This is a genomic window from Pseudoalteromonas sp. S1612, assembly GCF_005887175.1.
Taxonomy (GTDB): domain Bacteria; phylum Pseudomonadota; class Gammaproteobacteria; order Enterobacterales; family Alteromonadaceae; genus Pseudoalteromonas; species Pseudoalteromonas undina.
This window is the reverse complement of sequence record NZ_PNDH01000053.1, coordinates 1-12,115: the sequence shown is the minus strand read 5'-3', so window position 1 is coordinate 12,115 and position 12,115 is coordinate 1. Positions and strand designations below refer to the sequence as shown.

At 39.7% G+C, this 12,115-nt stretch carries 7 protein-coding genes; 2 read left to right on the top strand and 5 right to left on the bottom strand.

Going from position 1 to position 12,115, the window contains the following annotated elements:
* Positions 1 to 151: 151 nt before the first annotated feature.
* Both CWB78_RS16120 and CWB78_RS16115 read right to left on the bottom strand, forming a co-directional pair.
* Complete coding sequence (locus CWB78_RS16120) at positions 152 to 1,504, bottom strand: magnesium transporter (RefSeq protein ID WP_138596460.1); 1,353 nt, start codon at positions 1,502 to 1,504, stop codon at positions 152 to 154.
* 223 nt (positions 1,505 to 1,727) lie between these two features.
* Positions 1,728 to 3,395 carry a methyl-accepting chemotaxis protein gene (locus tag CWB78_RS16115; RefSeq protein ID WP_075169718.1) on the bottom strand — a complete coding sequence of 556 codons (1,668 nt, stop codon included), beginning with the start codon at positions 3,393 to 3,395 and terminating at the stop codon, positions 1,728 to 1,730.
* Between the two features lie 406 nt (positions 3,396 to 3,801).
* Here CWB78_RS16115 and purU point away from each other — a divergent pair, with 406 nt between their 5' ends.
* Positions 3,802 to 4,632: a formyltetrahydrofolate deformylase gene (gene purU, locus CWB78_RS16110; RefSeq protein WP_075169719.1), complete on the top strand. Its 831-nt coding sequence runs from the start codon at positions 3,802 to 3,804 to the stop codon at positions 4,630 to 4,632.
* A gap of 456 nt (positions 4,633 to 5,088) precedes the next feature.
* Positions 5,089 to 6,975 carry a hypothetical protein gene (locus CWB78_RS16105; protein WP_138596458.1) on the top strand — a complete coding sequence of 629 codons (1,887 nt, stop codon included), beginning with the start codon at positions 5,089 to 5,091 and terminating at the stop codon, positions 6,973 to 6,975.
* A 543-nt stretch (positions 6,976 to 7,518) separates the two neighbouring features.
* On the opposite strand, the gene CWB78_RS16100 is transcribed toward CWB78_RS16105, so the two are convergent.
* The 3 genes from CWB78_RS16100 to acs form a co-directional block, all read right to left on the bottom strand.
* Positions 7,519 to 9,126 (bottom strand): AbgT family transporter, encoded by a 1,608-nt coding sequence (locus CWB78_RS16100; protein WP_054201779.1) that lies wholly within the window; start codon positions 9,124 to 9,126, stop codon positions 7,519 to 7,521.
* Between the two features lie 158 nt (positions 9,127 to 9,284).
* Entirely contained in the window at positions 9,285 to 9,935 is a 651-nt protein-coding gene (locus tag CWB78_RS16095) for a response regulator transcription factor (RefSeq protein ID WP_008111545.1), read from the bottom strand.
* A 92-nt stretch (positions 9,936 to 10,027) separates the two neighbouring features.
* Positions 10,028 to 11,968, bottom strand: a complete 1,941-nt coding sequence (acs, locus tag CWB78_RS16090; RefSeq protein ID WP_010387762.1) for an acetate--CoA ligase — start codon at positions 11,966 to 11,968, stop codon at positions 10,028 to 10,030.
* Positions 11,969 to 12,115: the final 147 nt, after the last annotated feature.

The window sequence follows — 12,115 nt, the reverse complement described above, 5'->3', positions numbered from 1 at the left end:
CGGCCCTAGGGAGCACCCTAAGGGGACCGCCGTTGAGCCAAGGATGCTGCATTATCGCCTATTTATGGGGAATAACCACACCACATAGGCTCTGCCTTGCCTAAATACCAAACAGACTGCTGCAAATTTAACCTTGAAAGATCAACAGACCCTAAAGTAACAACAAACTACCTAACCCTAAAAAGGTCACAAAGCCGACAATATCAGTTACTGTGGTTAAAATAACTGAGCCTGATAATGCTGGATCAATTTTCATTTTATCTAAAATAGACGGGATCACTACGCCCGCCAACGATGCAGCCACTAAATTCAGCAGTATTGCCACGGTAATGGTTATACTAAGCATAATATCGTTAAACCACAGGTAAGTTAGCAAACCAATCACTAAAGCCCATACCAAGCCATTTACCGCCCCTACACGTAGCTCTTTTTTAAGTAGAGCGTTACGGTTTGAGTCGGTAACTTGACCAAGCGCAAGACCGCGCACTATAACTGTTAAGGTTTGACTACCCGCTATTCCGCCCATAGAGGCTACTACAGGCATTAATACCGCAAGTGCCACCACTTGTTCTATGGTGGCGCCAAATAAGCCTATAAACCATGAGGCTAAAAATGCGGTTGCTAAGTTGATACCTAACCAAATACCACGGTTTTTAGCACTTTTGCGAACACTGGCAAATAAATCTTCGTCTTCACGTAAACCACCGGCTTTTGCTGCTGCTTCGTCAGCGATTTCTTGACGTAACTCGTAAGCCGATGCAATGGTTAAACGCCCTATTAGTTTGTTATCGGCATTAACCACGGGCATGGCCATTTGCTCGCTGTGAATAACCACTTCTGCGGCTTCATATAAATCATGGTCTGCGTGCAATGAGGTAAAGTCATGATTAGCAAGAGTCATTAAGCTCTCGTTATCATTTGCTTTTATTAGGTCATTAACTGCCACTTCGCCGATTAAGCTACCTTTACGGCTCACTAAATAAATCACTTCGCTGTACTGCGGTAACCCTTTGTGTAGCAGCTTTTTAGCGCCACCCGCAGTGAGCTTGTCAGACACCTTTAAAAAGTCAAAGCCAATCCAGTGACCTAACTGCTCAGGTGTATATTGTTGCGCCAGTTCGTATTGTTTGGTTTGTGCTTCATCTAGCTGCTTTTTTGCATAATCAATAAAACGTTGTGGAATAACTTCTTCTAACTCAAGCAGCTCTTCAACGTTAACTTCGTCTAATAATTTAAAACCGTCGCTGTCATCTAAAGTCTGCAATAACCACAAACAGCTATCTTCACTTAAATTAACGAAAATTTCGTGTTGCGTGTCTTCATCTAATAAATGCCAAATTTCAAGGCGTTGCTCTTTAGGAATAGCTTCAAACAACAAAGATAAGTGTTCGATTGATAAGGTTTGTTGAGCATCTATAAGTAATTTATTTTTGCGCTCTGTGGTATCACACTGCAATAAGTCGTTTATGAGTTGTGGTAACTGATCAACCGGATACTCTATCATTTCAAAACCCTAAAATAGTCTTTCACTATAAATTTACTGTAATAAGTAAGCACTTATTAATAAGAATAGCTAATAGTGTACATTAGAGACGAATAAAAATATTAAAAAATCTCTGTGTCGTTAGATATTTATAGCTACTATCACCCACTCAGCGCCAACCAATAAAAAAGCCGTAACAAATAATGTTACGGCTTAGCGTAGTTAGCAATTTAAATCACGCTATCTATATTTTAAATTGTCCTACTAGGTCACCCAAGTTTTCACCTCGCCCTGCTAGGTGCTGACTTACTGAAGAAGTGGTTTTACTCGACTGTGTTAACTCATTAACTATTTCTTGAATCGCATACACGTTACGGTTAATTTCTTCTGTTACACTGCTTTGCTCTGTTGCTGCTGTGGCAATTTGCGTACTCATGTCATTAATGGTGGTCACGGACGTGGTTACCGCACCTAAGCTTTCAGAAATAGCGCGAGAAGACTCAACTGAACGATTACAGCTTTGTTGACTCGCATGCATAGCATCAACAGCTGCCGTTACTAAATTATGTAACTCACTTAGCATTTCGTTAATTTCTAATGTACTGTCTTGGGTTCTGCTCGCTAAGCTTCTAACTTCATCAGCCACCACCGCAAACCCCCGACCTTGCTCACCTGCGCGTGCCGCTTCAATTGCCGCATTTAATGCCAATAAGTTTGTTTGTTCAGCAATGCCACCAATTACACTCAATACGCTATTAATTTTTTTAGATTGCTCACTTAACGAGTTAACCTGCTCTGCTGCTTGATTAATTTCGCCCATTAAGTTTGATACTTCGCTCAGTGAAACATCCACACAATCTTGCGCGTTAGCCACTTCTTTTGTTGCCGCCTGAGTTGATACCGCAACTTGTGTGGTATTTTGCGCAACTTCATGCGAGGTTGCTGACATTTCGGTAATCGCCGTTGCCACTAAATCGGTTTCATGGTTATGCTTTAATAACTTGTCTTCTATGAGTAATGTTTGCGTATTAATATCTGAAGAAGCTGTTTTAACGTCACTTGTTACATCAACCACACCGGCAATAATACTGTGTAGCTTGCTCACAAATACATTGAAAGATTCACCTAACTGACCAATTTCATCATGAGTATCTATTTCTAAGCGTCGGGTTAAATCCCCCTCCCCTTTGGCAATATCATCTAAGCTTTGCACCATACGTTTAATCGGTTTTAGCATATTATTAGAAGCATACAACGCACCGGCTGCTGCTAAACCAAGAAGCAGAAGTGATATTAAAACCAAAGTGGTCATTTTTTCACTTAAATGGCGTTCCATAGTTGCTTGATACTTTACCAACTCAGCTTCAATATCATCCATATATGTGCCAGTGCCTATCATCCAATTAGTACCTGGGATCATGGCTGCATAGCCAATCTTTTCGACTAAGCCTGTGGTATTGGGCTTTTGAAAATGATAGGTAAACGAGCCACCGCCCTTACGAGCTTGTTCAAGTAAGCCAACCACTATTTTTTTACCGTTTGGGTCGGTCATCCCTATTTTATTTTGACCTTCTATTGCATCACCCAGTAATGCATGAAAAACACTAATACCATCGGTATCATAAATAAAGTAGTAACCATCTTCGCCAAAGGTTAAATCTCGCAACGCATTTTTAGCGTCTTGTTCATTTCCTTGTGCTAATTGGTATTGCACTACTTTAGAGCCGATTTCTATTTCTGTTCTTAGCAAGGTTTGTTTATCAGCAATTAATTTAGTTTTGAACTCATTAAAGTTTTGCTGTTGATTCTGCTTCTCTAAATAATAAGAGCCCGCCATAAAACTGATTAGTAATACTATCAATGGTAAAACAGCCAACAGTAGCAACTTGTTTTTTAAGCTTAAATTACCCATTATTTCTCCAATTAACATTATAAGCCATTAAGCTTTTTATTTTTCAGCCGCTTAGCAGCTAAGTTTCCATTGTTTATATTACTTACAATAGCGCCACACTTGTATACAAATTAAGCACAAACAGAGTTAATTCGCAATTTAATATACTCGTATGCTAGTAAAGCACACTAAAAACAACTTTTTAACTAGACAATAGTATAAATATAGTAATAAACAACTGATTTAGTTCCTTGTTTTAAATCCTTACTAGAACACAATTTGTTAAACTTACTTAAAGCTAAATTAACCTTACTAACGCTATCTTAGCGTAAATTAAAATTAAACATTGGCTATCACACAAAGGTCTTGCTTTCTAAATTAAAACACAAATAATGAAGCAACTAACCACTGGGTAAGAATGAGGAAAATGAGTTATATACTAACCACCCAATGCGCAGACGATATAGGCTTAATCGCCAAAATTACCGGACTGTGTAATCAGCATAATTTAAATATTATTCGTAACAACGAATTTGTTGATAAAGATGCACAACGCTTTTTTATGCGCACAGAGCTTACAGGCGAACCACATGCTGAGTTTTTGTCACAACTGCGCGAAGTATTACCAGCTGGCGCAAAAGTGGCACTGCACGGTGAAGAAAAAACCAAAGTGGTACTATTAGCCACAAAAGAAGCTCATTGCTTGGGCGGCATGTTATTAAAGCAATTTGAACAAGCTCTAAACATAGAGATACTCGCCGTTATCGCTAACTACCCTACTCTAGAGCCTCTAGTGAAAGGGTTTAATATTCCTTTTCATGTGGTTTCTCATGAAGGACTTACGCGCAGTGAGCACGACGAAAAAGTCGGTGACTTAATTGCCAGCTATAACCCTGACATTATTGGCCTAGCTAAATACATGCGTATTTTAAGCCCTGAATTTGTGGGTCGTTTTGAGGGTAAAATCATTAATATTCATCACTCATTTTTACCTGCTTTTATTGGTGCAAAACCGTATCACCAGGCATTTGAACGTGGTGTGAAAATTATTGGTGCCACGGCTCACTTTGTTAATAATGAGCTAGACGAAGGCCCGATTATTTTACAAGACGTATCGAGTGTGACCCATGCGAATACAGCTGAAATGATGGCTAAAATGGGTAAAGATGTGGAGAAAACGGTGTTTTGTAAAGCACTGCAACTAGCATCAGAACACAAGCTGTTTATTAATGGCAATAAAACAGTGGTGTTTTCATAATTAGCTTTATATAGCTATTAAAAATGCCAGCTAATAAGCTGGCATTTGTTTATTCAATATAACTTAACCTAAACACTGGTTAAGAGACTTTATTAAAACAAAGTAAATTTACGTATCAGCTGTTTTCTATTAGAACCGAAAATAGCGACTTTTGTTAGACTTATATCATTATTTTTCTCGGCCTTTACTATCAACCTTCACGGCCAAAATATGCAATTTCCCTCTTGGTCAAACCATTCACTTTATGGATTAGCTAAAATATCAGGTTATTTACTACACTCCCTTTTAAGCAATAACAACCTTTAAAAGATTTAACTTATCATATTCAAGTAACCTTAAGCTGAACAATATTATTGATATACAATCAGAAATTAAGCAATAATGTCTTAATGCATGCGTTATTGTAGCTATGCTGATATTCCCTTTTTAGGATGTACTATTTATAAGGAGCATTTGATGGCTTTTGATTACGGATCAATCGATCTTGGACTAAAAAACCCTTTCAAACTGGAAGGTAAAGTAAAAGCAATAAGAGGGCTTATTGAATCTGTTGTTGGCATCAGCTTGCTTGTTATCGCGTCTAGCTCTGTAAAAGAAGATGCAACAGCAGGTTGGATCTTAATGATATTTGGCATGTTAATACTCGCCCTAGGCATTCGGACTTTATCGGGTGGTATTTATGCAACGCTTAAGTACTTCGTAGGTAGAAACCACCCAACATCGTTGGCGTTTAATTTTAGTAAGTCACAAACCTCAACTGCACAAGAAGAAAAAAACGAAGTAGCCTACACTGCGCAAACATTAGAAGAAATGCTTGTTGGTCGCAAAAACAGTACTTTTAAAGAACCAAATGGCTTTTTATCGCGTTTGCTACATAGTTTAGTACCAAAACTATTATTTTTACCCTACCCAATACGTAATGTTGCTCAACGTTTATTTGGCTCATGGATAAGCACACTGGTTGCTCTTATCGCTTACGCATTGGTCGCCTTTGTGTCACTGTCTGGTTTTACCGGTGAAGCTGGCGAACTAGCTTTTCCAATATATAGTGCCATATTAATGTTTTATGTGCTGTTTTCTTGGCGCTCTTCTGGCAAACCTATTTCACGTAATGCAGAGAAAAATATTGAAGCCTTAGGTACTGGTGCTCTTGCTAAAATCATTTCTTTATCTTTTATATTACCCATTGCTATAGGCCTGTCTATGTCGTGGATAATGCAAGAACAGCGCATAAGCAAACAACAAATAGACAATTGGCTTGAGCAATTACCCAACCTTAACGCGGGCCTCTATTTAACTGCCATTATTTTTTTAGCTGCACTTAGTTGTGTACTTGTTTTTGTGATGATTAAAGCGCGTTTAAACGAAGTGACACCAAGCGCTGAAGTATCAGAACTACGTGAAAACTGGCAAGAGTCTGTTCATCCAGATGAAATTTTTATAAATCTTGATAACTTAGTAATGGCTAATCGTCGTTATAAAGAAGTACCTAATAGGGTTTATCGTGAGCTAGATCCTAAACTACAAGAGCAAATTGAAGGAAAAGGCGGGTTTAAAGGCGAAATGATTCAAGAGATTCAGCCTAAACTACACACTATGGATTTAGGTAAGCACTTTAACCTTTCTCGTTTAGTTGCGTTAATTAGTGGTAACTTACTCTACATTGTAGCGCTTACCTTTACTGTGTTGCTTGCTTACTCTTTTATTAATATTTACCACTATATTGACGCTGCTAATATAAATAGTATTGAACAAGCCTTTAATAATAAAAATATTATTGAGTTTAGCGAGCTGTTAATGGCAAGTGTTCATTTATTACTTATCGGCATATTAGTTAAAGCATTTGCTCAACTTCTGAGCAATAGTGCCCATTTATTTTTTGCTGAAATGCAATTTGAATCTTTACTCGTGTACTTCAAGTGCGAGGGCACATTTACTGAGTCAAAAATATCAACGGGTACCGGTATTCATGATAGCACACGCTCGGAAAATACCTTGGTACGTAGCAGCATAACGCCTTGGGTGATTGTTTCGCGCATTGTTTCTACAACCTTTGCAGCTACAGGCATGAAAAACCTCGAGCATCCTCGACATATTATGGAAATGCATAAAGATGAAGGTCAATTACAAGCAATCAAAAAAGATGTAATTGCCTTTTTGAAAGATCGAGAATCAATTGCCTCAATCACTAGCGAACGCGATTTAGGCAATGCATCTCAACTACACCAGTTAAACCAGCAAACACGGGCTATGCCTATGCAGCCAGCTTTAACCAAAGATGATGAGGAAGCCGCTGGTTTTTTACGTCAGGAAGACGATTTAGCGTCTGAGCCAAAAACCTAGCTTATCTATATATGCCACCTTATTACTAGGTGGCATCTTTCCAAACTAAACCCCCCCTCTCTACACTTTGATATAAATGTGATTCCCCCCAGCAAGCGCAGTAAAGACAGGGAGGGAATGAGGAAAATAAGTAATACACTAACCAACTAATACGCAAACGATATTAGGCTTAGCCAAAATTACCAAACTCTGTAATCAGCATAATTTAGATATTATTAGGCCTTGTTGATAAAGATGCACAACGCTTTTAATGAGAGCAGAACTCACAGGCTAATCCCGCTGCGATTCTTATTATAACTTTGCGAAGGATTACCTGCTAGCGTAAAAGAGGCACTGCACGGCGAAGAAAAAACCAAAGTTGTATTATTAGCTCCAAAAGAAGCCTTTGTTTAGGCGGCATGTTATTAAACCAATTTGGTAATACTCTAGCTGTTTATTAATGGCAATAAAACCGTCGTATTTTCATAATTAGCTTTATATAGCTATTAAAAATGCCAGCTAATAAGCTGGCATTTTTATAAGTAAATAATAAACCTTACTTAACTAGGGTGTGTAATACGTTGGTGCCCCAGGGCCTACTGGCATACCTAAAATAAATACCCATAAGTAAAACAGTACCACCCAGCCAACAAAGAAGATTAAGCTGTATGGCAACATAGTGGCTACCAAAGTACCTATTCCCATGTCTTTTTTGTATTTAGTGGCAACCGCAAGAATTAAACCAAAGTAACTCATCATCGGGGTAATTAAGTTAGTTACTGAATCACCAATACGATAAGCCGCTTGAATTGTCTCGGGTGCATAACCTATGAGCATTAGCATAGGAACAAAGATAGGTGCTGTTACTGCCCACTGCGCTGACGATGAGCCTAGAGTTAAGTTAACTAAAGCACACATCAAAATAAACAGTACAAATACTTCCGGTCCAGTTAAGCTAAGAGCTTGTAGTAACGCGGCACCGTTAATCGCTAAAATGGTGCCTAAGTTAGTCCATTTAAAAAATGCCACAAACTGCGCAGCAAAAAAAACTAATACAATGTACATGCCCATAGAGCTCATACTTTTGCTCATGGCATTGATCACGTCTTTATCATTTTTCATGGTGCCAACCACGCGACCATACACAAAACCCGGAATACCAAAGGTGACAAAAATAAAAACAACAATCCCTTTTAAAAACGGCGAGTGAGCAACTAGACCTGTTTCAGGGTTACGTAAAATACCGTCTGCTGGAACAATCGTCCAAGCGAGCAACAACGAAACAACAAGTAATGAAACTCCAGCCCATTTTAAACCTGACTTTTCTTTGGCAGTTAAACCGGCAATATTATTTTGAGCTAAATCTTCACTGGCTTCATCTGGGTTATATTTACCTAAACGTGGCTCAACAATTTTCTCAGTAACAAGTGTACCTAAAACAGCAATTAGCAATACTGAAATCATCATAAAATACCAGTTTGCTTCAGCGCCTACTTGGTAAGTTGGATCAATCATTTGTGCTGCAGGCGTCGTAATACCCGCTAATAACGGATCGATAGTACCCAGTAATAAGTTAGCGCTATAGCCACCCGATACACCAGCAAACGCTGCAGCAAGGCCTGCAAGCGGATGACGACCTAAACTATGAAATATCATTGCCGCTAGGGGGATCAATACGACATAACCCAGCTCAGATGCTGTGTTTGATAAAATAGCAGCGAATACCACCATAAAGGTAACTAAGCGTTTAGATGCACCCATAACCATGCCACGCATTGCCGCAGACAATAGCCCAGAATGTTCAGCAACACTTACACCTAATAGCGCCACTAACACCGTGCCTAATGGGGCAAAGCTGGTAAAGTTAGTTACCAATCCCGTTACAATACGCTGTAAGCCCTCGGCACTGAGTAAGCTAACGACTTCAATTACACCATCTGGATCGCGCCCAGCAGAGCCCTCAGGGCGAGGATCGATAGCACTAAGTCCAAACCAATCAGCAACGCCACTAAATAAAATAATGGCAATACAAAACAGCGCGAATAAGGTAATTGGGTGGGGAAGCATATTCCCTAAAAATTCTACCGTGGCTAAAAATCGATTAAACCAACCGCCCTTTGCGGCCTGATTTTCATCTTGGGATGTGTGTGGTGAGTCCATTGAGTCTGACATACCATGCTCTCTTAATTACAAAATGCCCGTAACCTAGCATTATTTTCTGAGCAGGTCATGTAATAAAGATGAATGACTTGTTATGTCATGGTAATTAACTGATGGGTTTATTGTGATGGGGTTACAAAAAAGAGGCTCTCGCCTCTTATTTAGTCTGCTTAAGCTTGCTCTATCGGTTCTAGTTGTAGTTTTGCAGCAATTAAAACAGCTTGAGTTCGATTATAAACACCGAGTTTTCTAAATATGGCAGTGATGTGAGCTTTGACTGTGGCTTCTGAAATGTGAAGTTCGTACGCAATTTGTTTATTCAGTAAACCTTCGTGCAAATATTGTAATACACGGTATTGCTGTGGAGTAAGTGATGCTACTTGTGCAGCAATTTCTCTATCTGCGCCTTCTATTTCAGCCACTTTACTTTTTAGTTCGGTTGGCAGCCAAGTATCGCCTTCGAGTATTTGGTTAATTGCGTTGGCAATATCGTCAGATGATGATGACTTAGGAATAAACCCCATTGCCCCATAACCCATAACTTTCGAAACAATATTTACATCTTCACTACCCGACACAACCGCAATAGGTAGGCTTGGGTAATCTTCACGTATACGGATCAAGCCGTATAAGTCACCGTTACCTGGCATGTGTAAATCTAGTAGTAATATATCAAGATCTTCTTGTTCGCTTAACACCTGCAATGTGCTATCAAAATCCGCTGATTCAAATACTTCTAAACCTGCAAACTTTGCACTCAAAGCGCCCTTTAGTGCTTCACGAAATAACGGATGATCGTCCGCTATTAAAAACTGACTCATTGTTCACTCCCAAAAATTCGGCTGCTATCCAATAGACAACAGCCGATATACTACGTTTAGAATCAACTTCTAATCAAGCTTTTAACGCGAAATTAACGATTTAATCGATTTTCTACTAGCTCATCAACCACTGACGGATCCGCAAGTGTTGAGGTATCACCAAGCTGTTGGTGCTCATTTGCCGCGATTTTACGTAAAATACGACGCATAATTTTGCCAGAACGTGTTTTTGGTAAACCTGGAGACCACTGAATCATATCTGGTGATGCTATTGGGCTTAGCTCTTTACGTACCCAATTACGGATCTCTTTTGTTAGCTCATCACTCACCGTTACACCCTCGTTAGGAGTTATGTAAACGTAAATACCTTGGCCTTTAATATCATGCGGGTAGCCTACTACTGCCGCTTCAGCTACAGCTTCATGAGCAACTAACGCACTTTCAATTTCCGCAGTACCTAAACGGTGTCCAGACACATTAAGTACGTCATCAACGCGTCCTGTGATCCAATAATCACCGTCTTCATCACGACGACAACCGTCACCAGTAAAGTACACACCAGGATAAGCGCTAAAGTAGGTTTGTTCAAAGCGCTCATGGTCGCCATAAACGGTTCGTGCTTGTGAAGGCCAGCTATCTAAAATCACAAGGTTACCATCAACCGCACCTTCCAATGTATTACCTTCAGCATCAAATAATGCAGGTGCAATACCAAAGAATGGACGTGTTGCAGAGCCAGGTTTCATATCGGTTGCACCTGGTAATGGCGCAATCATGATGCCACCGGTTTCGGTTTGCCACCAAGTATCTACAATTGGACAATTCGACTTACCAATTTTTTCATAGTACCAGGTCCATGCTTCTGGATTGATCGGCTCCCCCACAGAACCTAAAATGCGTAAGCTGTCACGATGTGAGCTTGCAATCGGCTCTTCGCCTTTAGCCATCAATGCACGAATGGCAGTAGGTGCTGTGTATAAAATTGTCACGTTATGTTTATCAACCACTTCACCCATACGACCAGCAGTTGGGTAAGTTGGCACGCCTTCAAATACGACTTGCGTACACCCATTAACGAGCGGCCCATAAGCAATATAACTGTGACCTGTGATCCAGCCAACATCAGCACTACACCAAAAAATATCATCGTCTTTTAAATCAAAAATGTATTCGTGGGTCATAGATGAATACACTAAATAGCCACCAGTGGTGTGCACCACCCCCTTGGGCTGACCGGTAGAACCTGAGGTGTATAAAATAAACAGCGGGTCTTCAGCATTCATGTGTTCAGGTTCGCAATCTGGCGCTTGGTCTGCAACTAAGTCATGCCACCAAATATCATGGTCGTGCCAATCAACATCGCCAGAAGTTAGTTTATGTACCACTACATGCTCAACGGTGGTTACTGAATCTTGTAATACGGCTTCATCTACATTAGCTTTAAGCGGTACACAATTACCTGCACGTCGGCCTTCATCTGAGGTGATCACCACTTTAGCACCCGAATCATTAATACGATCCGCAATAGCTGACGGTGAAAAGCCACCGAATATAACTGAATGAATAGCACCTATGCGGGCACAAGCTTGCATTGCGTATATAGCTTGCGGGCTCATTGGCATATAAATGGCTACACGATCACCTTTTTTAACACCTAATTTTTTTAAACCATTGGCAAACTTTGCCACTTCATCATGTAGCTGTTGGTAGGTGATATTTTCGCTTTGTGAAGGATCATCACCTTCCCAAATTAATGCTACTTTATCCGCTTTTGTTTTTAAGTGACGATCAATACAGTTATAAGAGGCATTCAGGTAGCCATCTTCATACCATTTAATATTGATATGGCCTTTGTCAAATGAAGTGTTTTTTACTTTTGAATATGGAGTAAACCAGTCAAGACGCTTACCGTGCTCAGCCCAAAACCCTTCAGGGTCTTCGATAGACTGTTTATACATCGTATTATATTTTTCATTATCGACGAGCGCTGCGTTTTTTATCTGCGCAGGAACTGGATAGATACTTTGTGACATATTAGTCTCCAATTTATATTACTTGCCTTAGGCTTTTCATCAAGGATTACTCAGCAGTGCACTATTAAATATTAGACATTAGTTGTATCTGAGTTCAAATAACTAGGGTCTGTTGACCTTTTAAGATTAAATTTGCAGCAGTCTGTT